This is a genomic window from Cycloclasticus sp. PY97N (assembly GCF_002443175.1).
In the GTDB taxonomy this organism is placed as follows: domain Bacteria; phylum Pseudomonadota; class Gammaproteobacteria; order Methylococcales; family Cycloclasticaceae; genus Cycloclasticus; species Cycloclasticus pugetii.
Genome location: NZ_CP023664.1, coordinates 1,969,035 through 1,991,124 on the forward strand (window position 1 = coordinate 1,969,035; position 22,090 = coordinate 1,991,124).

Below are 22,090 nucleotides of genomic sequence, written 5' to 3' on the forward strand. Positions count from 1 at the left end.
CACTGTATGGCTAATACGAATGAATAGCCGATAAACGCTTGGTTTATCGTTAATCTCGCCGGCAATTTGAAAAGCGTATAACGCTTTGTTTTTTGTCGCCTGCTCAGCCAGTTAAAAGCTGGCCAGCGTGTCATAAAAGCCTAATAACTTACTGTCTCGTCAGCGCCAAGTTCTCACTGGTCCTAACAGTGGCTGCGGATATAACGCTAGTCACCTCGCCCTCTCCTGAAATATTTAAACATGCTGTTTGATAAACCTCATACAGCACACTGAGCATAACCATGTTAGATGCTTGTCGATACTTTGAACTAGTTGACAAATCAACTATTGATTTATAACATATATAAAAACTTACATTTGAACTATACAAAATGTCTACTAAAAAACGCTCTCTAGACCAACATCTCTTTGATCTTACTAATGTTATTCAGCCTTCACGGAGAGTTTGGATGCAAACTGTTAGCACTCTTCCTTTTGATCATGGTATTTCCACGTCATTAGCCATTATCGTTTTACTAGCATCGCGTTTCGGGCCTCATGTTCAACAAAAAACGCTGGCTATCGAAGCTGGTATTGATGCAGCCGCGCTGGTTCGTATACTTGATCAAGGCGAAGAGGCCGGGCTACTCGTTCGTTGTGATGTTCCCAATGACCGTAGAAGCAAAGCCATTAAGCTGCTAGCGAAGGGAAAGCGCCACGCTAGCAAAATGGAAGCTACACTTAAGGACCTTCGTTTTAAGCTGATGGGTGATGTGCCAGAAGAAGATATTGAGACAACAACGCGCGTAATGCGTCTGTTGGAAGAGCGATGCCAAGCCTATTTACTAAATGGCAAAACTGATCAAAAATGATTTTTAAACCTGACCAGTGGCTATTCGCATTCAAGCTGTACCTAGCAGCGATGATGGCGTTTACAATCTCCGCGCATATTGGCCTCCCCGAAACATATTGGACCATTGTTACCTGCTGCGTGGTTATGAACCCCATGAGCGGTGCCGTAAGATCTAAAGCCGTTTATCGATTTACCGGTACATTTTGTGGCGGGCTTGTCTCGTTGATTTTAGTAAGTTTTTTTGCAAACACACCGATCTTAATGATTGCCTTTATAGGGCTAATTGGTGCAGTAGCATTTGGATGTTCTTTACTAGATCGCACACCGCGAAGCTACGGTTTTCAACTCTTTGGTCTGACCTTAATGATCGTCGCAATACCCTATATAGAACACCCAGCCACACTGTTTGACATAGCCATATTTCGTATCTGCGAAATTGGTCTGGGGATCATATGCTGCACCATGGTCGACAGCATTATTGCTCCACGTTCTTTAAAACCTGGCGTGCAGTTTAAATTGCAAGGTTGGCTGGCTGATATGGAGAAATGGATTGATGATGCCTTTGAAGGCCATATTACCGACGACGAAGCAGTACATGACCGCTTAAAAGCCCTCTCTGATATCAGCTCCTTATCTGCTCTGGCCGCTCAATTGCGTTATGACCCGCTTATTACACGACGGGAAAACCAACTTATATTTTCCATACAATTGCGTTTATTGCGCTTAGTGCCGTTGCTATCAGCCATCTCATCTCGCATTGCCGATGCCGAACCCGATATACGCAACAAGTTAACGGCCTCTTTAAAAACAGCGGCCGCCCATGCAAAAAATGGCGAGCCAGCGGACGAAGCCCTACTTACACAAATAACCCAAACGGCTCATAGTATGGATTCCATGTCTGAGTGGCGCCATTTAGTTCAAGAAAACATGGCCGAATTACTAAAAACTATACTGCATAACTGGTCTGAAATACGCCAATGCCAACAGTCACTAGAACAAGATTCGCCGTTACCGCCTCTTCTTGAAAAAGAAGTCAGCAATACACGTTCATTTAAGCTTTATCCGGATACCTATATTGCCAAAAAAATATTTATTGGCAGCCTTATCTCCTACAGCCTGCTCTGTGTATTATGGTATGCAACAGGCTGGCATCATGCTCCCGCTGCAGTTTTAATGGGGGTTGCTGCTCTCGCCTTCTTTGGTGGTTCAGACGAAGGTGGTCGCGCCATTACCTTATTTGGTAGGTTTACAATTATCGCCTTATTCGCCGCAAGTATATTAAGCTATGGCCTGCTTCCGCTTGCCAATGATTACCCCATGTTTCTGATCATAATGGCGATATTTATCTTACCAATAGGCGCTTGGGCAACGAAAAACCCGATGGCGATACTGCTATTGGCTATGGCTTTTAGCAGCATTAATTTTCAAAGCAGCTACCAACCCTATGATTTTGGTGTCTTTCTTGAAATTTGTATCGCCAACCTTTTAGGCATTTTTATTGCCTTTTGTTCGCTAGGCTTAGTGCGCACGTTGGGCGCCAAACACACCATGGAACGACTTATTCGTGAGGGTCGCGAAGAAGTATTAAACCTAACTTACCGCGCCACACCCCGCGATAGAGATGCTTTCCTCAATCGGTCTTTAGATAAAATTGGTTCCCTTGCAAGTAGGCTTGAACAAACCGGTCAAATAAATACTAGCTCTCGTGTTTTAAGTCGTTTGCGTGCAGCTGCAAGTATTGCCGAGCTACGACATACCAGTGCTTACCTGAATGAAGAAACTCGTCGCGTGCTGGAAGACCTATTCACCACAATCCGCCAAGACATTAACCATAAAGAACCGTCAGACAAGCTTTTGGCAATAATAGACAACGCCCTTTCAACCGCCTGGAAGCATGAGTCGAAATCGGCCAAACATCCACTCTTAAGGGGGCTCATTGGCCTTCGTCTTGCGTTGTTTGAATATGCACCTGCTTGGAGGTATGCCCCATGATCGGAGAAATTGATATAGCTGGAATATTTATCTCGCCGTTACTCTTATGCTTGCTAAGTGCATTTATTGGAAGAGTCATGATTTCAACTCTTTTTGAAAAAGCAAACATCTACAAAGTTGTCTGGCATCGCCCCTTATTCGATATGTCCCTATTTTTTATATTACTGGGGATCTCACTTAAAACTTTTTACCTTATAACCGGTTAAAATATGCAAAAAGAAAAAACAATTCACATCCTAAAAGTCATGATGACATGCACGCTGACCGTTCTTGCAGCGTTTGTGCTCTGGCATATCTATTCCTACTATACTTACACTCCGCAAACACGCGATGGCAAGATCAAGGCCGACATTGTTGCCTTATCTTCCGATGTATCCGGCCAAGTAGAGGCCGTCTTTGTTCAGGACAATCAGCAGGTTCAAAAGGGCGATGTATTATTTTCTATCGACACCGATCGCTTGGAAAATACTGTAGCGCAAAACGAAGCTGCATTAAGCAATGCTAGGGCAACACTTGCTGCAGCAAACAGGGAGGAAAAACGATATAAAACCCTAAAAAACACCATTGTCTCGGAACAAGAACGTGATAACCGTATCTCTGTTGCTGAGCAGGCCCAGGCGAAATATGAACAAGCATTGGCAGACCTGAAACTCGCCCGCCTTAATCTAGAGCGCTCGCAAGTGAAGTCCCCGATCAATGGAATCGTAACCAATTTTTCACTGCGCCCAGGAACCTATGCAACCGCCGGACAACCGGTAATGGCGTTGGTCGATATTGATAGCTTTTATGTCGCTGGATATTTTGAAGAAACAAAACTAAGCCATATTCGCACTGGCATGCCTGCAACAGTTCATATTATGGGAGAAGACCAAGCTATCAGCGGACATGTCGTCGGGATTTCATCCGCGATTGAAGACCGTGAACGTGCAACATCCTCTAATACACTGATCGCCAATGTCAATCCAACTTTTAACTGGATAAGGCTGGCACAACGCGTACCAGTCCGCATAGCGATTGATGAAATTCCTGATAACATAGCACTTATATCAGGGCGAACAGCCAGCATTACTATCAATAATCATGAAGGTTGATTATTACTTTTTACCGTTCAATAGGGCTAGTTGTAGAAGCCTTCAATATTGAGGCAGCACTGATTTTTTGGCTATGCCACCTGCGGCAGATGGCGCTTCGTTTGCAGTTAATGGTGGAGAGAGAGGGATTCGAACCCTCGGTACCTTGCGGTACACACGCTTTCCAAGCGTGCTCATTCGGCCACTCTGACATCTCTCCATAAAACTTATAAAACGCACTGTGCTTGCGTTTTAGGGCGCTGAATTATATCAGCAAACTTAAACCTTTTGTATTTATTGTAGTTGAGACTCTAACTCATCCCAACGTTGATACTTTTCTTGTAATTGTTCATCGATAGACGTTAATTCAGCCATTTTGCTTTTTATCTCTTCTCGGTCTCCTGCATGAAACTCCGCCGTACTCGTTAATTGCTGTAGCTTCGCTAACGTTTCTTCAAGCACCTCGATCTGCTTTGGTAAGTCATCTAATTCTTTTTTAACTTTGAAACTTAATTTCGGCTTTTTAACGATTTTAGGCTGTTTTTTTTCACTAACCGTTTTACTCGACTGCTCGGCCTGACTACTGTCTTTAATAATTTGACTCCAATTAGGCAACTCGCCTACATAATCAGTAATGACACCATCCCCTTCAAAAAACCAAAAATTAGTAACCACGTTTTCTAAGAACTTACGGTCGTGACTCACCAGTATTAAGGTACCTTCATAGTCAACCAGTAATTCTTCTAGTAACTCTAATGTTTCAACATCTAAATCATTAGTCGGTTCATCCATCACGATAAAGTTAGCCGGCTGACTAAATAACTTCGCCAGTAAAATTCGATTACGTTCACCACCAGATAATACTTTTGCTGGTGATCGTGCTCGTTCAGGGGCAAACAAAAAATCACCTAAGTAGCTGATAATATGCCTGTCACGCCCATTAATGGTAATGCTCTCTCGTCCGTCGGAGACTAGGTCAATAACCGTTTTCTCTAGATCCAGAACATCTCTGTGCTGATCAAAATAGGCGACTTTTAGTTTGGTTCCGTGTTTTACAGCACCGGAATCTAATTCAATTTCTTTTAGCAACGCTTTAATGAGCGTACTTTTGCCAATACCATTTGGTCCTACCAATCCTATGCGGTCACCTCGCATTAACCGACATGAAAACTGATCAACCATTTTACGCCCGCCATAGGCAATAGAAATATCCTCCGCCTCTATCACCAACTTGCCAGACTTTTCACCTGATTCAACCTCTAGTTTCGCAGGGCCGGCTAGGTTTCTTCGCTCTGCACGTTCCCGTCGTAACTGTTGTAAAGCCCTCACACGACCTTCATTTCGTGTTCTTCTCGCTTTAATGCCTTGTCTAATCCAGACTTCTTCACGCGCTAGCTTTTTATCAAATTCTGCATTTGTTTTTGCTTCAGACTCTAATGCGGCCGCTTTTCTTTCAAGGTATTGCTCATAGCTACACGACCAACTGGTTAGCTGTCCTCTATCTATCTCTATAATACGTTTCGCTATATTTTGTAAAAAAACTCGGTCATGTGTAATGCAAACCACGGCACCGCGAAAGGTTGCAAGTTGTTTTTCTAACCAAACAATTGTTTCCATATCTAGATGGTTAGTTGGCTCATCTAACAGTAAAACATCAGGCTCGACTACCAAGGCACGGGCTAGCCCTACACGTCGTTTCCAACCACCTGACATTTCATTTATTTTTTTATCGGCGGGTAAATTTAAACGACTTAACACTGAGTCAACACGTTGTTGTAATGACCAGCCATCTAATGCTTCAAATTGATGTTGTAATTTGCCCAGCGCTTCTAAGTCAACATCAGGGTCAAGCAACATGTCGTGATAACGAGCAATTAAGTGACCCACCTCACCCAAACTATCAGCAACAGCATCATAAACGGTGGAGGCATCGGGCAGTAACGGTGACTGCTCAAGTGTTGCTATGGTAATGCCCGCTTGTCGCCAGACCTGACCTGAGTCGGCCAACACTTGCCCAGCCAATACTTTTAACAAGGTCGACTTTCCTTCGCCATTGCGGCCAATTAAGCCCACTCGCTCTTGTTCATCGATTTGCAGGTCGGCATTATCTAGCACTGGTTTTAAACCGAACGCTACACTAACATTATCTAGCTTAAGTAATGGCATATTATTGATTTTGAATAAATTTTCTAATTAAATTGAACGCAAGTGCTGACGCTACTGTTTGTTGACGTAGCGCTCTCCCCCACACTTCCTTTGTGCTTGAAATGTGGCCGTGAGCATCTGCTACTGCGGTAAAAACAGCCACTGTTGTATCATTTACTTTCTTATGTAGTTGCACAAGGCTTAACGCTGTTTTATGCCGAGCACGATTTTCCTTTGCTATCTCAAGCGCCAACGCTTCACCAATGGGTTGCTGCACCGTGCTAAACGCAGTTTGTATGCCTGAAACTTTTGGATAAACAGCTGAAGTTAATAGCCAATCTGCTTGGCACTGGCGGGCGATATCACCCTGCGATAAGGTTTCAATAAGACTCAGTGTCAACTTTTTTTCGGTCATTAATTGATCGACACAATCCGGTAAATTACTGACTGATTGACCCCAGCCATCAATGGCAAAAAGGCTAGCACCCAATGCATCACTAACGTTATCAACCCAATATTGAACCTGCTCTTTAGTATGGCTTTGTGGAAAGAGTAGCTTTAATTCATTCTCTGGCATACCCGCTCTAAAACTCACACGAATATCATTGTCAATCTCTAAGCTATTAACGGCTTGCTGGATATCAGACTCTCCCATGCCCATGCTTCGAAATGTAATCAAACGGGGCTGTTCCAGCTTAAATTGGCGCTGTAAATCGGCCAACACAAACGTCTCCATCATCTGTTTCATTTCATACGGTACACCTGGCATAAAGTAAAACCGGCACTGCTGACCGACGGCACTAAACCCAGGCGCCGTTCCCCAACGATTATCAATTCGTGTCGAATTTGTGGGCAACAGTGCTTGCTTCTTATTTACATCGGCCATAGGAATTTTTAATTGCGCGAAAAACTCAGCAATCATCACTAAAGCCTCACTATCCATTTCAAGCTCTACTTGAAAGGCTTGAGCAAAGGCTTCGGCGGTTAAATCATCTTGTGTTGGCCCTAAACCACCAGTACACAAACAAACATCAGCCATCGCATCTACTTCTTTAAGCACCTGAACCAAGTCTGCCAAGTCATCCGAAACAGTAATATGCCTAATAACATCGAAGCCTAGCAGGCGACACTGATCAGCCAAAAAAGCAGCATTGGTGTCTACCAAAGCACCTGTAATCACTTCATCGCCTTGTGAAAAAATAATGACGCTAGGCGCCTTGTCTGTTTTATGCATCAAATTGAACCTTGTAACTGGTGAACTTTCTTATATTTAAGACCCCACTATCTAATATTAGATATTGTCCTTTTATGCCCATTAAGCGGCCTTCGACCCTAGCTGTTTTATCAAAATTAAAGGAGGTAACCTTTTGAGGATATTCAACAACGGGGTAATTAATCTCTACCTGCTTAGCATCTTTTATTAACTCTATATCCCCGTCTTTATTAGCCGCCTGAATATTGCTTAACTCAGAGGCTGCAGCCTCAATAAGGCGGTCTCTATGTTCATATAGGTTTTTATGGTCAGCTTGGCCCTTTAACATCTTCCGCCAGTCAGTTTTATCCGACACGTGTTGTTTTAAAGCCATCTCAACTTGACCAGACTGTAGACGTGTTCGCACCTTAAAAATGGGCAAGGCCTGTGTTGCTCCTTGGTCAACCCAACGCGTTGGCACCTGTGTATGGCGAGTAATGCCAACCTTTAAGCCCGATGAATTTGCTAAATAAACAAAGTGGTCTTGAAAACAAAACTCTTCGCCCCATTGAGGTTCTCGACACGTACCTAAGTGATAGTGACACGTTTCAGGTTTCATAATGCATAAATCACACTGAGCCAGCTTAGTCATACAATAATAACAAAAGCCTTGGCTATAGCTTTTCTTTGTTCGTTTTCCACAATTTAGACAATTGATCTCACCTTCATAGGTTAACGCGATGGTTTTACCCAAATATTGGTTCAAGCCAATACGCTCATCACCGATGGGCAATACATATTCAACAGGGTTACTCAAGGTGCTGAGCATTTTCTTTAAATGGCCTTCAATCATGTTCTCTATCCTAATTCAATTAATCCATGCCGATTTGAAACATGGTGGCTGTATAACAACCGATTTATGATGAAACTTAACCTTTTACGAAGTTAAGAAGTCGAATGTTTTCTCTAAATAATTTTCGTAATCAGCAAAGCCGTGATCACCGCCCTCAAGCACCACTTGCTCGCTACCTTGGTAGTAATCAACCCCTTTTTGAAAATCCAACACCTCATCACCCACTTTGGTGAGTAACAGTAAGTTTTGCGCTTGCTGAAGCTTTGGTAAGTGTAACTGCTGCAACTCCTGGAGATGCGTTAGAGTAAAATCAAAGCTCTCTCCGGTATGATAATTAGTATTCTTCCCCAAGGCTTTTTCAAGTATCAAATGCGCATCAACAGCGGGGTTAATTAACACTGCTTTCTTGGCATACTTTTGACTTAAATACGTTGCATAAAAGCCCCCTAAAGAACTACCAACAACACCCCAATATTGATCATCTAACGAAGCTATGTGCGCCTCAACCAAGGACATCGCTTGAGCTGGAGAAGGGGGTAAATCTTTTAAAAACAAGGTATGAACATTGTTTCGCTCAATATAGCTTTTAACTAACTGCGCTTTAAAGGAATCTACAGAACTGCAAAAACCATGTAAGTAAATAATATGCACGAAAAACTCTATTATTAAAAATAAACCATTAGGATAACCGACCCGTTGCAGGCCTGCCATCATTAACGATCAGTTGTTACTCTTCTTAAACGCGACCTACTTCTTTAGCTGAACGGGCATACTCTGCGATAAATTCGTCTTCCGACAGTGGTTTATTAATTAAATAGCCCTGAACTAGGTCACAACTATGCTCTGCTAGGAAATCATATTGATCTTGTGCTTCAACCCCTTCAGCCACAACCTTCATACCTAAATTATGTGCCAACACTATCATTCCATCAACAACAGCCATATCAGCTTCATTTTCTGGTATCTCTTTGATGAACTCCATGTCCAATTTTAAGGTGTTCGCTGGTAACTGCTTAAGATAATTAAATGACGAATACCCTGTACCAAAGTCATCAATAGAAATACTCACACCCATTGCTGCAATATCGTTTAATTTTTCCAACATCGCATCAATATTGTCCAACACCATACTTTCAGTTACTTCTAATTCTATGTATTTTGGTTCTAATTCATGTTTAGCCAAACACATACCAACCAATGATACAAAATTCTCCTCTGCCATCTGTACCGCGGATACATTAACTGCAACAGTGCCATAGTAGTCAAATTCTAGTTGCCACTTTTTTGCTGTTGCGCACGCGGTGTCTAGCACCCACAAACCAATTTCTTTAATCAGCCCCATTTCTTCTGCAACAGGTATAAACTCGGCTGGTGATACCATTCCTCTTAACCGGTGCTCCCACCTAACTAATGCTTCTGAGCCTATCACTTCCGCTGTTGATGTGTCTTGTTTCGGTTGGAAGTACAGCGATAACTCATTATCCGCCAACACTTTCCGTAGCTCAGTTTCAATACGCATTCTTTGCTCTAATACCTCACTCATTTCCTGCGTATAAGCACGGTAAGTATTTCTCCCAGCGGCTTTTGCTCTATACATCGCCGTATCTGCATTTTTCAACAACGTCTCTTTTGATAGACCATCATCCGGGTATATTGCCAAACCAATACTAACCCCTGCAAAAACCTCGTTCCCGGCGAGGCTAAATGGTTCTTTTAGCGCATTTAACATGGCCTTAGCAACCTGGTCAGGCGCTGTTTTACCGGTCATATCACTTAATACAACCACAAATTCATCACCACCGATTCGTGCCAACATATCTCCTGAGCGGATACAGTTTTTTAGCCGCCCAGATAGCGCTTTCAACAGAATATCACCAGCTTCATGGCCCATGCTGTCATTAACATCTTTAAACCGATCTAGATCAATAAAGAAAACCGCCACTTTTGAATCTTTTCTCTTGGCATGTTCAAGTTCTTGCTGAAACTGTTCAACAAAAGCAGTTCTATTGGGTAGACCCGTTAATGCATCTTTATAAGCTAATTTATGTACATGTTGATCAGCAAACTGCTTGTCTAACAAACGTCTCACTCGCTGTCTTAAAACTGACAAGTTTATCGGCTTGGGTACAAAATCAGCGGCGCCACTTTCATAGGCTAAATCCACAGATTTTTCACTTTCTAGGGCCGTGGTTATAAGCACTGGAACATCCGAACCACCCTGCATTGCCTTGATTTCTCGACAGGCCTCAAAACCATCTTTAATGGGCATCATTGCATCCATGATAATCACATTAGGCCTTAACACTTCAAACAACCTCACTGCATCACGACCATTAGCACCCAGTTCAACTTGATACCCTTCGCGCTCCAAAACACTTGCTACCGTCATTCGCGTACTTTGATCATCATCAACAATTAACACCACTTCTTTCGTTCGCTTTGTTTGTTCTGTATCAGAAAGTTCTAACGTCGCTAACTTGCTGTTCAAAGATGCTTCAACCAAGGTGAACTCTGTTTCTAACCGCTCAGCTAATGGCGCAATTATCGATTCATCAACAGTGTTACGAGACCAGGCCTCCTCTATTTCAACACAAACAGATACAAAATCTTCCGCCCCCAAGTTACGTGAACTGCCCTTAATTTTATGCGCCACATCCAAACACTTTGTTGTATCACCAGCCTCCATTGCGGCAATTAAGGTAACAATATAGATAGGTGTATCGAGTAGATAGGATTGAACAATTTGTTGAATACCACTGCCAGTATTAGCAACGAGCTCCTTGAATGCCGATTCAACAATTACTGAGCCTTCTGACACTTCAAGCTCTATACCTGATGATTCATCGTCTATTAGAGGGAAACCGAATAGTTTTTCAAGCTTGGCCAATAACGCTGACAATTGAAACGGCTTTAATAAATAGTCATCCATCCCGCTATTAATACAGTGTTCAAAGTCACCTGGTTGATCTTTCGCCGTTAAAGCAATAATAATCGGCTGCCGGTACTTAAGGTCTAACGCCCGGATTGCTTTAGTTGCTTCATACCCATCCATCACCGGCATATTGCAATCCATCAAAATCAGATCATAATTTTTTTCTTTAAAAGCATTCAGTGCTTCAAGACCATCATTGGCCACATCAGACGATATACCTATTTCCTTTAGTGTTGCCTCGGCTACCAGTTGGTTAGTCACATTATCATCGACAACTAGGGCCTTTATACTTTGCAAAACATCTGATGTCTTGATCTTGGGTTTTTTCCCAATCTCCGCTGACGTGCTCCCCTTACCTTCAGAGAATACATCTATTAATGTCATCCGTAACTTCTCATACCGTACAGGACGGTCAATTGATCCTACAAATAACGGCAAGCTTTCGTCTGCAGAGCTAATTTTGCTGCCAAACCGGACCATCGGAATTAACTTTGTACCAGAAAATTCCTCATTCGCCTTAAAACTCGCTAAAAACGCAGTCATATCCCCCAAACTATAATCAACATTAAACAGGCAGCTATCCAACCCTCTGCTCGACTTTAACTCGTCCTTTAGGATGAAAATGGCCTCATCTAAACTGTTAACTATTTGACATTCAACCCCCCACGCATCGAACATCCCTTCAAGATAATGTTGAGTTTCTTCAAACGGTTCAATTAACATCACCCGTTTTCCACTCAATAATTCAACCTCATCGGCAGGTTCTTCGAAGGAAATATTATGCGTTTGCATTGGAAGTAATACTCTGAAGCTTGACCCTTCATTGACTTCACTAGTAACCGATACAGAACCCCCCATTAACTTTGTCATTTGATTAACGATCGTCAATCCAAGTCCGGTTCCACCATATTGATTGGTTGTTTCTGCACTGACCTGACCAAAAGGCCTAAAAATTTCACTTAATGCGCCTTCCGGTATTCCAATACCCGTATCAGTCACTGCTATCTCAATCAAAGAACGCCCCTTTGAGGATGACACAATTTTTGCTGATAAAGTAATATGCCCCTGGCTTGTGAATTTGACCGCGTTATTTAATAAATTACTGATGACTTGTCGAATCCTTACCGCATCACCTCGAACAAACATTACATTGTCGGTGGGCAAATCCAAACAAAGCTCTAAATCTTTAACTTGTATTTTCTCTGCATATAACAACGCTAGCTGTTCAAGCAACAACCTTAAATCAATATCCTCCAGTGCCAGCTGAAAATTCCCCGATTCCATTTTACTAAAGTCCAACACATCATTGATCATTTGCAATAAGGAGTCACCTGATTTACTGGCTACCTCAAGGTATTCATGCTGATGCTGTGGCAAGCCCATTTCTTTGAGCAAATTAACCATGCCCAAAATGCCATTAAGAGGCGTTCTAATTTCATGGCTTAGGTTCGCTGCAAAATCTGATTTAATTTTAGCTGTTTGTACGGCTTGATCCCTCGACTGTTCAAGTTCACTACTTCGCGTTTCCAGCACCTTCATCATCTGGTTGAACGCTTCAGACATATGGCCAAGTTCCGCAGCAACCTCATGTTCGGCTCTAAGCCCGATCTCACCTGATGCTGCTTGAATCATGATCGATGAAAAGTCTTTTAACGGCCTTGTTAAACGCCGAACTAGCAAGCTCATCAGTACTAACAAAACCAACGCAACCGCAATAATAATGCCTACGTTGGCGACAAATAGTGTCTGGGCATACTGAATTAAGGACGGCTTATCAAGTATCAGCATTAAGTAAGCAGCAGGTATTTCCCCATTATTATTGAGCCGAGCGGTAAAGTAAAAGGCTTGTTCCGTCTCACGCTCTAGCCTCGCTTCCTCCAAGTCAACATCTTGCCAGCCGCTTATTAACTCATACTCTGTGTTCTTTTTGACTGATGATATTTCTTTGAAATCTGCATCAAAAATAATGATGCTTTGCACACCCTCAAGTTTAAAAAAAGGGGTCGCTAAATAGCCTAATAGTTCTTCAATACCGCCAGAAAAAGGAGTTGAAAGCTGATCGATTAAAGCTTCAGCTACTCTCTTACCGTGTTGAACATAATCGGCCCGCTCTTGCTCATAGGCTTTATATGAAATTAAAGCTGATGAGATGACTGATAAAAAAATAGCTCCTATCAACAAAGCAAGGTTTAATTGCTGGCCTAAACCCTTTTTATGTTTTTTTATGCCCATAATCCAAACCCTAATTTAACGGCTTCCTTATCTAGCTATAATGTTAGTTTAAATACTTCGCCATGCTAGCTATTGTCTTATCATTAATAACGTACATCATAACCAAAAAGCTGAATATTTGCTTAACCCATGCCATGACAAATTTCCATCGGCAAGCGGGCGACAGGGCGTTATAATATCCATCATACTTTAAACACTATGGAGCGGCGCCTCATGTCATGGCTTTCTAACAAACCTATTCCTGTTAATGAACGACTCATCGTTGCTTTGGATGTCCCTGATATTCCACAGGCTAAAGCGTTAGTCACGCTATTAGGCGACAGCGTTATTTTCTACAAAATTGGACTTGAGTTATTCATGTCTGGTGATTATTTTGAGCTAATCGACTGGCTCAATGAACAAAATAAACGCATCTTTGTTGATCTCAAATTTTTTGATGTGCCTGCAACAGTTGGTCGTGCTGTTAAACAGCTTAGCGATAAGAAAGTTGATTTTGTCACCATACACGGCAACAACGCCATTATGCAGGCTGCCGCCGAGCAAAAAAGCCAACTGAAAGTTCTTGCTGTTACCGTCTTAACCAGTTTAGATAGGGGCGACCTAGATGACTTAGGGTTTAAATGCGATGTTGAAGAACTCGTCACCTCACGCGCCAAACGAGCTATTGAACTGGGTTGTGATGGTGTTATTTCTTCTGGACTAGAAGCCCCTGGACTACGGGACTCATTAGGTCCAAACTTCTTGGTTGTTTCGCCTGGTATTCGACCCGTCGATAATAAGCCAGATGACGACCAAAAACGAGTCGTCAGCGTTGAACAAGCCTTTTATAATGGGGCCGACCATATTGTAGTTGGGCGACCTATTCGTGATGCTCGAGATCCCAAGCAGGCTGCCTTAGATATACAAAAAAGTATTCGTCATGTATTTAGTGAAAATTTATCAGGAGATCATAATGATTAAGGACTTAAACAGTTTCACTCAACCTATATCAAAACTTGTTGAATTAAATACTCATCACTTCGACACCCTCATGGACGCTCAAAAAAAAGCAGCCGAAGATTATAAAAAACTTGTTCAGCAACGCATGCAAACTGCAACAAAAATCAAAGACCCTATTGCATTAGCTAGTTTTGTCACCGATCAAATGGCACTCGCCCAAAGTAACTATGAAAAAATGGTAGATAACAGCCGTGTTATGTTTGAAACCATGACAGGCTATAACGCTGAAGTAATTAAACTTTTTCAGGAAAGCACCGTTCAGCTAAAAAAAGAAATTGATAAAGAAACAAAAAAATAGCCTGATTATTTTTTGTTTCTTTAATTAACTATTGTTAGCTACCTTTTATTAGGGTTGAAGCACTTCACAAAACAAATGTTGCGCCGCAATAAATTTTACTTTAAACTGGCCTTTCTAACCTTTGTTTTAAATTAGATTTACTCAACCTTATTTGGAGAAATTTCATGAACGACTTTAATGCTTTTGCAGCCCCTATCACTAAATTAATTGAATTAAACAAAACTCATTTTAAAAAAATGGCCGCAGCACAACAAGAAGCTGCTAAAAACTATGCCGAATTAGCTGAAGCCCGCATCAAAGCAGCAACCAACATTAATAACCCTGAGGCACTTAATGCTTTTGCCAAAGAGCAAGTCGAACTCGCTCAATCAAGCCTTGAAAAATTTGTTGCTGATAGCAAATCTTTATTCGAAGACACGAAAGCTTATAACGAGCAAGTACTTAACATTGTTAAAGAAAGCGCAGCGGCTCTAACACCAAAAAAATAAACATCAAATTAAGTCTATTTTGGAAACCACTACCACTCGGTAGTGGTTTTTTTATAGTTGATACATTATTAAAATAGAAACACGCTGCCATAAAAGTTAAACTAGCCTTATCAACGAATAACACTCATTCGTCACCAAACAACTTAATTCTATAAGGGGATTTCAAATGGCTTTAATTTCTCTACGCCAACTACTCGACCACGCTGCTGAAAACAACTACGGCGTACCAGCTTTTAATGCCAATAACATGGAACAGGTTCATGCTGTTATGCAAGCAGCAGACGCAACTAATAGTCCTGTTATTATTCAAGGTTCTGCCGGGGCAAGAAAATATGCTGGTTCAGCATTTCTAAAACACCTAATTCTCGCTGCGGTTGAACAGTACCCACACATTCCTGTGGTTTTTCACCAAGATCACGGCACCAGTCCTGCCATCTGCCAACGGTCTATTCAGTTAGGTTTTACCTCTGTCATGATGGATGGTTCTTTAGAAGCTGACGGCAAAACACCCAGTAGTTATGAATATAATGTTGAGGTTACTAAGAAAACAGTTGAAATGTCGCACGCTTGTGGTGTGTCTGTTGAAGGTGAGCTCGGTTGTCTCGGTTCGCTTGAAACAGGTGAAGCAGGTGAAGAAGATGGTGTTGGCGCCTCTGGCGTTTTAACACACGAACAAATGCTAACCGACCCTGAGGAAGCTGCTGATTTTGTTAAAAAAACGGGGGTTGATGCATTGGCTATCGCCATTGGCACCAGTCATGGTGCCTATAAGTTTACCAAACCCCCAACTGGCGATACTTTAGCTATTCAACGCATAAAAGAGATCCACGCAAGACTGCCTAATACTCACCTTGTAATGCATGGTTCTTCATCGGTTCCTCAAGATTGGCTAAAAATTGTCAATGATTTTGGCGGCGACCTTGGTGAAACCTATGGCGTACCAGTTAATGAAATCCAACAGGGCATCAAGTATGGTGTACGAAAAGTGAATATCGACACCGATTTACGCTTAGCTAGTACTGGTTCTATCAGGCGGCACTTAGCAGAAAACCCCAAAAACTTTGACCCTAGAAAGTTCCTAGCTGTATCAACCGACGCAATGCAACGTATATGCGAAGATCGTATGGACGCGTTTGGAACATCTGGACAGGCAAGCAGTATTAAACCCATTAACCTAGAAGAAATGGTACTTCGTTACGACTCTGGCGAACTCAACCAAGTAGTTAAGTAATTAAAGCCTTTCAACTCAGGAGGCAGGCTCTAATTATAAGTTTCACGTCGGCTTATTAAACAACCAGGTTAGCACCACGGCAGTGTTTGCTAATCTGGTTGTCGTAACTTTTTTAATTATTACTCACCAATAACCCAGTTATAGCATTCATTCAGAGCGCCCCTACTTTCAATTGGGTTATGTAAAATACCCTGCTTTTGCTAATATCTAGCTACCTAACACTAAAACTTTATCAGAATTTATTCATTACGTTTATGTACAACCCCCTTTAGCCTATCGGTTATGCTTAGCCCCTCACGCATAAAATACGTTTTTATTTTTCTTGCTGTGTCTGTACTTTCAGGCTGCACACCAGCGCCTTCATCATTAGAAAAAGTACTTAACCGTGGAGAGCTTGTTGTTCTGACGCGAATAGATCCATCAACGTATATCATTGACGAAGCCGGAACCCATGGTTTTGAGTATGAATTAACATCACTGTTTGCGGAAAAGCTCGGTGTTAATATACGCTTCATTATTGCAAAAGAATTTCAACAATTGGTGCAATTATCAACTGAGGATGAGGCTGATTTTGTAGCTGCTGGACTAAGTATCACCCCAGACAGAAAAAAACGCTTACATTTCACGCCGCCTTATTACGAAGTCACGCAACAGCTTGTATATCATTATCGAACGCGTCGCCCTAAGTCCGTGGCGAAACTGAGCGGTTCTTTTTTAGAAGTTATTGCCAACACCAGTCATGCCGAAAACTTACGTAGCATTCAAAAAACACATAAAAACCTGTCTTGGATAGAAAGCACCGATTCAACTGTTCTAGAGTTAGTTTCTCTAGTGAACGATCATATACTTGACTACACCGTCGTCGACTCCAATCAATTTCAACTCATTCGCGGTCAATTTCCCAACTTAAACGTTGCTTTTGATATTTCAAAACCTGAAAAAATAGCGTGGGCTTTTCCTCTTGGTGAAGACCACAGCTTATATAATGAAGCGGTTAAATTTCTCGCAGAACTTAAATCCACCGGTGTCTTAGAGCAGCTACAAGACAAGCACTTCGGCTATTCTAAACAATTAGATTACGTTGGAATTTGTACCTTCTGGCACCATGCTGACACTCGGCTCCCTAAGCTCATTAAGTCTTTTCATTTAGCTGCAAAAAAATACAATCTTGACTGGAAATTACTAGCGGCTGTTGCCTATCAAGAGTCTCACTGGAACAAACACGCTGTTTCGCCAACGGGTGTTCGCGGCATTATGATGCTGACGAAAGCCACTGCCAAACAAATGAACGTAACTAATCGATTAGACCCCAAGCAAAGCATTGAAGGCGGCGCACATTATTTATCAACTCGAATAAAAAAAATCCCTAAACGGATCGAAGAACCCGACAGAACATGGATGGCCTTGGCCGCTTATAATATTGGTTTTGGCCACTTAGAAGATGCGCGCATATTGACCCAACAACAAGGCGGCGACCCAGACAAATGGATTGATGTAAAACAGCGACTACCACTACTTGCTGAAAAGGAGTGGTATCAAAAAACAAAATACGGCTACGCACGTGGTAAAGAACCCGTCACCTATATTGATAATGTTCGCCAATATATCAAAATGCTTAAAAAGCTTGAGCCTAACTCATTAAGTGATGAACAAAACAAAATTGATACCGACGCCACACTAAATATCGAATTACAAGCGCTGTAATTCTCTTTTCATCCAATTTAAACCGTATTCAAAAACCTTTTCTTTCTCTGGTTCATGATGAAGCTCATGATAAAAACCTTGCCAGATCTTCAAGCAGCATTGCTGACCGACGCGCTCAGCAAATATGGTACTCGCTGTATGACTTGTGATCGCATCAGCATCACCGTGCATCAACAAGACTGGAAAGTCCACTTCTGAGGCTTTTCGTAACAGTTGCTCGCCCTCACTTAGCATTTGAATGCCTAATCTAGCTGAAATCCGGTGATGAATTAAAGAATCTTCCGCTCGGCTTTTCAATATCTCTTTATCCCGACATAAGGCGACTTCGTTTATCTCGTTCGATAACGATAAAGTTGGCCACCCTGTTTGCACAAGTCGACCCAATAGTAATTTCCATTTAGCTGGCTCAAATGCAGGTTTAAACAAGGGTGAACTCAACACGACGCCTTTGAAACCAATTGGATGTGACAGCGCATATTGAATGCTCAGTGTTGCACCCAAGCTGTGACCGTAGATAAACCAGGGCTTGGCAACGTCAATATTTGATACTTCATCTATAAAACACTTAATATCCCGTATCATTTGTTGAAAATCAGCACTATGACCACGTTGACCACCAGACTTTCCATGCCCTCGCAAATCAAACGAAACAATCTCAACACCACAGGATGTATAGTATTCAACCATGTCTTTGTAGCGACCACTATGCTCGCCCAAACCATGAATTAAACACACCGTCATTATCGGCTCAACATCAGGCTGCCACCTAACGGCATGCATAGGCATTCCATCGTTAGCAAGCCACCTCTTTTCACTGTATTTTGCCATTATTTTCCTTGCGCTATAATCAACACAGTTGAAATAACATAGTAAGCCATCCTGATTAAGCTGATAACTGCCTTAACATTTCCTATAGCCCTTTCATTTACGCCTTTTTTTAAAAAAAGCGCTTAATAACTCAGAACACTCCTTCGCCAGCACGCCCCCTGTCCATTCAACATGATGGTTTGCATAACTAGCTTTAGTGAGTGATAGCGCACTACAAACAGCCCCCCTTTTTTCATCTAACGCACCAAACACAATGCGTTTAATTCGCGCATGTTGAATAGCCCCCAAACACATCACGCAAGGTTCAAGAGTGACAAAAAGGGTTGTATCAACAAGGCGGTAATTATCAAGTTGCAGACCAGCGTCACGAATAGCCACTATTTCAGCATGTGCAGTTGGGTCATTATTCTTTATAGGCAGGTTATAACCTTCAGAAATACACTCATTATCTTTGACGATAATTGCACCGACAGGTACTTCACCAACTTCTTCTGCTTTATGCGCTAAATTGATCGCTCTGCGCATCCAAGCCTCATCATTCATAAGCATTATTTATTCAGCAAAGGCCACATTGTTTCGTCCTGAATGTTTCACTGTATACATCGCTTTATCTGCCTTTTGTGTTAACACATCAATATCTGCGCCATCGTCTGGATAAAATGCAACGCCAATACTGGCACCAATCTGACAACTATCACCGTTGACCATTATGCTGTTAGAAACTGATTGAATAATATTCTCGGCAAGACGCCTTACCCCCTCATCATCCACTTGCCCTTCAAGTAACACAATAAATTCATCGCCACCAATACGAAAAACACTGTCAGATTTCCTAATGCAAGCAGCAATTCGATTCGCCGTTGTTTGCAACACCGTATCGCCAACACCGTGCCCATAGGTATCGTTAATAGGTTTAAATTGATCTAAATCGATATACAGTATCGCCAGTCTCGTTTTATTTCTTTGCGCAATACTAAGCGCATGTTCCGCCAACTCATAAAACACAATACGATTGGGCAATCCCGTTAACTCGTCTTTATGTGCTTGCTCAATAAGAATGGCTTCAGCTGCTTTCCTTTCCGATATATCTCTAATGGCAGCCGTAACTTCTACATTTTTGCCGTTCTCACTCAACGCGGTTTGCATCACAATGTCTGCGACTAAAATACTATCATCACTTTTTAGCAATCGCACCTCACACCGACTAGTAGGTAAACGGCCTGTCTTATCAACTGCCTCCAATATTTCCGAAAAAACAGCTTTCGATTCTTTTACAAAAAACAAACTCGCTGGCTTTAAAAGGTAATGTTGTTGGTTGAAGCCAAGTAATTCAACCACAGACCCACTAACAAAAGTGGTCAGCGCTGTTTTAACATCAACCCCAATCACAATATCTGTCGTTTTTTCCATCAGATTATCGTAATAGTCTTCTCTACGAATAAGTCTTATTGTAGCAATACAAAAGCAAACAAAAATAAGTAAAACTGTCGCTGTTTGAATACTTCTTAAAAAAAATGTCTCAGCCTTAGCCTCTTCTTCTAAACTAATGGTTAGTTCATTCATCAAGCTCAATAGTTCTTCATCATGCTTAGCCAAGTCCTTCATCATCTGGTGGGAAAATGATGCTGAAACTGCTTGAGATGATAGAAAATAGCTTAATTCCTCATGCAATGGTCGCCAAATATACTGAGCGTCAAATAAGCGTTCTCTAGCATCTTCATCAACCAGCTTGTCAATAAATATGACCTCACCTGAAGCCGCTGTAGCCGTACCACCTTCACTAAAAGCATTTAATGTTTCATCAAATAAGGCAACTGCTTTAGCCAGTTTATCCATATCACCCAGAGGAACTGTCTGATGCTGCGATGAATTATGAATAAGGGACGCTAACTTTATAATTTTCTGCGATAACATCCGCTGTCGACCCGCGATATTGATGTTCTTAGCAGATACTTCAATTTGAGCAGTAACATAGTAGTTAATCGCCAACAACGCAAAATCTAATAGCATGACCAACACTAATGGAAGCAACACTAACTTGTACTTTAGGAGCGTTTGATTCATAAAACTAACCTACCACATCAATAACTTAACCACTATCAATACTGCCAATTTTCATAAGTCGAGCCGTTAGGGCTTTACTCGCATTCGCTCGATACCTAGAAACTATTCTTATGCCATGCTACTAATAGTGCGCCGAAAACGTGAGAGCGCAAGTGAGAACAGCACAACGCCGATCGCCGTAATGGCAAGAAATTGCGGCCAGACAGCGGCAAAACCAGCACCACGATAGAGAATCGCCTGAGCAAGCATCACAAAGTGTGTATTCGGTGCAGCAAACATGACCAATTGAACGAGCTCCGGCATGCTCTCGCGCGGCGTCGAGCCACCAGAGAGCATCTGCAACGGCAGTAACACCAACATCAATAGCAGAGCAAACTGTGGCATCGAACGGGCGACAGTGCCGAGGAAAATACCCATTGAGGTAGTCGCAAACAAATGCAACGCCGCGCCAACTAGGAATAACCCCAGTGAGCCTTGAATCGGCACCGACAGCCAGCCTTGCACAACCGCGGTTAATGCAAAGGCGGTAGCAACAAGTACAACCAGCCCCATTGCCCAGACCTTGCTGGTCATAATCTCAAAAGGCGTAACCGGCATTACCAGCAGGTGCTCGACGGTACCGTGCTCGCGTTCGCGAATCAGCGCCGCGCCAGTAAGAACAATAGACAACATCGTCACGTTGTTGATGACCTGCATAATCGCACCAAACCACGACTTATTAAGCTGGGGATTAAATCGCGCCCGTAGCGCCAAGTCAACCGGCAACTCCGGAACCTCACGGTAGCGCTGCGCAAAGGTCTGCACTTCGTCAGCAACGATAGTTTGTATATATCGGCTACCGGTAAAGGCTTGGCTCATCCGCGTGGCATCAACATTAAGCTGAATCGTTGGCCGCCGCCCCGCTAGCACATCACGTTGAAAGTTCGGCGGAATATCCAGTGCAAAGGTGTCAAGGCCAGCATCCATGCGAGCATCCATCTGTGCTTGATCAATCACGTCAGGCGGAACAAAATACGGTGGGTAAAAAGCACTAACAATACGCCATGACAGCGGAGAGCGATCCTCGTTTACAACCGCAATCGGCGCCTTGTTAAGGCTCTCTGGCATGGCCGTAGCGGCCGTATAAACTGAAACGGTAAAGGCATAAACGATCAACACAAGCATAATCGGATCACGCACGACACTGCGCAACTCCTTAACACCAATGTGGAAAATATTAGCAAGACGCAT

General features: G+C 42.4%; 18 protein-coding genes and 1 tRNA gene. 9 read left to right on the forward strand and 10 right to left on the reverse strand.

Going from position 1 to position 22,090, the window contains the following annotated elements; translation table 11 throughout:
- Nucleotides 1-449: 449 nt before the first annotated feature.
- The 4 genes from CPC19_RS09515 to CPC19_RS09530 are packed head-to-tail and all read left to right on the forward strand — an operon-like array spanning nucleotide 450 to nucleotide 3,915.
- On the forward strand, nucleotides 450-851 hold the full coding sequence (locus CPC19_RS09515; RefSeq protein WP_015005444.1) for a MarR family winged helix-turn-helix transcriptional regulator: 402 nt from the start codon (nucleotides 450-452) through the stop codon (nucleotides 849-851).
- Nucleotides 848-2,824, forward strand: a complete 1,977-nt coding sequence (locus CPC19_RS09520; RefSeq protein WP_016389730.1) for an FUSC family protein — start codon at nucleotides 848-850, stop codon at nucleotides 2,822-2,824. Before CPC19_RS09515 ends, CPC19_RS09520 begins: the two co-directional genes overlap by 4 nt.
- The gene (locus CPC19_RS09525; RefSeq protein ID WP_016389731.1) at nucleotides 2,821-3,030 is read left to right on the forward strand and encodes a DUF1656 domain-containing protein; all 210 of its coding nucleotides are present in this window, start codon (nucleotides 2,821-2,823) and stop codon (nucleotides 3,028-3,030) included. The genes CPC19_RS09520 and CPC19_RS09525 overlap by 4 nt, the downstream gene beginning before the upstream one ends.
- 3 nt (nucleotides 3,031-3,033) lie before the next feature.
- Entirely contained in the window at nucleotides 3,034-3,915 is an 882-nt protein-coding gene (locus tag CPC19_RS09530) for an HlyD family secretion protein (RefSeq protein ID WP_016389732.1), read from the forward strand.
- Nucleotides 3,916-4,026: 111 nt separating this feature from the next.
- On the opposite strand, the gene CPC19_RS09535 is transcribed toward CPC19_RS09530, so the two are convergent.
- The 6 genes from CPC19_RS09535 to CPC19_RS09560 form a co-directional block, all read right to left on the reverse strand.
- Nucleotides 4,027-4,114: transfer RNA gene (locus CPC19_RS09535), tRNA-Ser, on the reverse strand.
- Between the two features lie 74 nt (nucleotides 4,115-4,188).
- The gene (locus tag CPC19_RS09540; RefSeq protein ID WP_016389733.1) at nucleotides 4,189-6,060 is read right to left on the reverse strand and encodes an ATP-binding cassette domain-containing protein; all 1,872 of its coding nucleotides are present in this window, start codon (nucleotides 6,058-6,060) and stop codon (nucleotides 4,189-4,191) included.
- A gap of 1 nt (nucleotide 6,061) precedes the next feature.
- Nucleotides 6,062-7,273 (reverse strand): competence/damage-inducible protein A, encoded by a 1,212-nt coding sequence (locus tag CPC19_RS09545; protein ID WP_016389734.1) that lies wholly within the window; start codon nucleotides 7,271-7,273, stop codon nucleotides 6,062-6,064.
- The gene (locus CPC19_RS09550) at nucleotides 7,266-8,084 is read right to left on the reverse strand and encodes a DUF2797 domain-containing protein (protein ID WP_016389735.1); all 819 of its coding nucleotides are present in this window, start codon (nucleotides 8,082-8,084) and stop codon (nucleotides 7,266-7,268) included. Before CPC19_RS09550 ends, CPC19_RS09545 begins: the two co-directional genes overlap by 8 nt.
- A gap of 84 nt (nucleotides 8,085-8,168) precedes the next feature.
- Entirely contained in the window at nucleotides 8,169-8,798 is a 630-nt protein-coding gene (locus CPC19_RS09555) for a YqiA/YcfP family alpha/beta fold hydrolase (RefSeq protein WP_015005437.1), read from the reverse strand.
- 22 nt (nucleotides 8,799-8,820) lie between these two features.
- The gene (locus CPC19_RS09560) at nucleotides 8,821-13,248 is read right to left on the reverse strand and encodes an EAL domain-containing protein (protein WP_016389736.1); all 4,428 of its coding nucleotides are present in this window, start codon (nucleotides 13,246-13,248) and stop codon (nucleotides 8,821-8,823) included.
- A 213-nt stretch (nucleotides 13,249-13,461) separates the two neighbouring features.
- Here CPC19_RS09560 and pyrF point away from each other — a divergent pair, with 213 nt between their 5' ends.
- The 5 genes from pyrF (at nucleotide 13,462) to mltF (ending at nucleotide 17,968) form a co-directional block, all read left to right on the forward strand.
- Nucleotides 13,462-14,208 (forward strand): orotidine-5'-phosphate decarboxylase, encoded by a 747-nt coding sequence (pyrF, locus tag CPC19_RS09565; protein WP_016389737.1) that lies wholly within the window; start codon nucleotides 13,462-13,464, stop codon nucleotides 14,206-14,208.
- The gene (locus tag CPC19_RS09570) at nucleotides 14,201-14,545 is read left to right on the forward strand and encodes a phasin family protein (protein ID WP_015005434.1); all 345 of its coding nucleotides are present in this window, start codon (nucleotides 14,201-14,203) and stop codon (nucleotides 14,543-14,545) included. The genes pyrF and CPC19_RS09570 overlap by 8 nt, the downstream gene beginning before the upstream one ends.
- Nucleotides 14,546-14,709: 164 nt before the next feature.
- Nucleotides 14,710-15,033 carry a phasin family protein gene (locus CPC19_RS09575; RefSeq protein ID WP_016389738.1) on the forward strand — a complete coding sequence of 108 codons (324 nt, stop codon included), beginning with the start codon at nucleotides 14,710-14,712 and terminating at the stop codon, nucleotides 15,031-15,033.
- 166 nt (nucleotides 15,034-15,199) lie between these two features.
- On the forward strand, nucleotides 15,200-16,264 hold the full coding sequence (gene fba, locus CPC19_RS09580) for a class II fructose-bisphosphate aldolase (protein WP_016389739.1): 1,065 nt from the start codon (nucleotides 15,200-15,202) through the stop codon (nucleotides 16,262-16,264).
- Nucleotides 16,265-16,546: 282 nt separating this feature from the next.
- The gene (gene mltF, locus CPC19_RS09585; RefSeq protein WP_016389740.1) at nucleotides 16,547-17,968 is read left to right on the forward strand and encodes a membrane-bound lytic murein transglycosylase MltF; all 1,422 of its coding nucleotides are present in this window, start codon (nucleotides 16,547-16,549) and stop codon (nucleotides 17,966-17,968) included.
- Here mltF and CPC19_RS09590 read toward each other — a convergent pair.
- The 4 genes from CPC19_RS09590 to CPC19_RS09605 form a co-directional block, all read right to left on the reverse strand.
- On the reverse strand, nucleotides 17,954-18,796 hold the full coding sequence (locus tag CPC19_RS09590; protein ID WP_016389741.1) for an alpha/beta hydrolase: 843 nt from the start codon (nucleotides 18,794-18,796) through the stop codon (nucleotides 17,954-17,956). The two genes, mltF and CPC19_RS09590, sit on opposite strands and share 15 nt — an antisense overlap.
- A gap of 93 nt (nucleotides 18,797-18,889) precedes the next feature.
- Nucleotides 18,890-19,345 (reverse strand): tRNA adenosine(34) deaminase TadA, encoded by a 456-nt coding sequence (gene tadA, locus CPC19_RS09595; RefSeq protein WP_015005430.1) that lies wholly within the window; start codon nucleotides 19,343-19,345, stop codon nucleotides 18,890-18,892.
- A 3-nt stretch (nucleotides 19,346-19,348) separates the two neighbouring features.
- Nucleotides 19,349-20,860 (reverse strand): diguanylate cyclase domain-containing protein, encoded by a 1,512-nt coding sequence (locus CPC19_RS09600; protein ID WP_015005429.1) that lies wholly within the window; start codon nucleotides 20,858-20,860, stop codon nucleotides 19,349-19,351.
- Between the two features lie 108 nt (nucleotides 20,861-20,968).
- Complete coding sequence (locus CPC19_RS09605) at nucleotides 20,969-22,090, reverse strand: ABC transporter permease (RefSeq protein ID WP_015005428.1); 1,122 nt, start codon at nucleotides 22,088-22,090, stop codon at nucleotides 20,969-20,971.

Coding starts and splice junctions, on each gene's coding strand:
- CPC19_RS09550 (WP_016389735.1), bottom strand. CDS start 8,084: ATGATTGAAGGCCATTTAAAGAAAATGCTCAGCACCTTGAGTAACCCT.
- CPC19_RS09525 (WP_016389731.1), top strand. CDS start 2,821: ATGATCGGAGAAATTGATATAGCTGGAATATTTATCTCGCCGTTACTC.
- CPC19_RS09575 (WP_016389738.1), top strand. CDS start 14,710: ATGAACGACTTTAATGCTTTTGCAGCCCCTATCACTAAATTAATTGAA.
- CPC19_RS09520 (WP_016389730.1), top strand. CDS start 848: ATGATTTTTAAACCTGACCAGTGGCTATTCGCATTCAAGCTGTACCTA.
- CPC19_RS09530 (WP_016389732.1), top strand. CDS start 3,034: ATGCAAAAAGAAAAAACAATTCACATCCTAAAAGTCATGATGACATGC.
- CPC19_RS09545 (WP_016389734.1), bottom strand. CDS start 7,273: ATGCATAAAACAGACAAGGCGCCTAGCGTCATTATTTTTTCACAAGGC.
- CPC19_RS09605 (WP_015005428.1), bottom strand. CDS start 22,090: ATGCGTCTTGCTAATATTTTCCACATTGGTGTTAAGGAGTTGCGCAGT.
- fba (WP_016389739.1), top strand. CDS start 15,200: ATGGCTTTAATTTCTCTACGCCAACTACTCGACCACGCTGCTGAAAAC.
- CPC19_RS09560 (WP_016389736.1), bottom strand. CDS start 13,248: ATGGGCATAAAAAAACATAAAAAGGGTTTAGGCCAGCAATTAAACCTT.
- CPC19_RS09555 (WP_015005437.1), bottom strand. CDS start 8,798: ATGATGGCAGGCCTGCAACGGGTCGGTTATCCTAATGGTTTATTTTTA.
- CPC19_RS09540 (WP_016389733.1), bottom strand. CDS start 6,060: ATGCCATTACTTAAGCTAGATAATGTTAGTGTAGCGTTCGGTTTAAAA.
- tadA (WP_015005430.1), bottom strand. CDS start 19,345: ATGCTTATGAATGATGAGGCTTGGATGCGCAGAGCGATCAATTTAGCG.
- CPC19_RS09590 (WP_016389741.1), bottom strand. CDS start 18,796: ATGGCAAAATACAGTGAAAAGAGGTGGCTTGCTAACGATGGAATGCCT.
- CPC19_RS09570 (WP_015005434.1), top strand. CDS start 14,201: ATGATTAAGGACTTAAACAGTTTCACTCAACCTATATCAAAACTTGTT.
- pyrF (WP_016389737.1), top strand. CDS start 13,462: ATGTCATGGCTTTCTAACAAACCTATTCCTGTTAATGAACGACTCATC.
- CPC19_RS09600 (WP_015005429.1), bottom strand. CDS start 20,860: ATGAATCAAACGCTCCTAAAGTACAAGTTAGTGTTGCTTCCATTAGTG.
- CPC19_RS09515 (WP_015005444.1), top strand. CDS start 450: ATGCAAACTGTTAGCACTCTTCCTTTTGATCATGGTATTTCCACGTCA.
- mltF (WP_016389740.1), top strand. CDS start 16,547: ATGCTTAGCCCCTCACGCATAAAATACGTTTTTATTTTTCTTGCTGTG.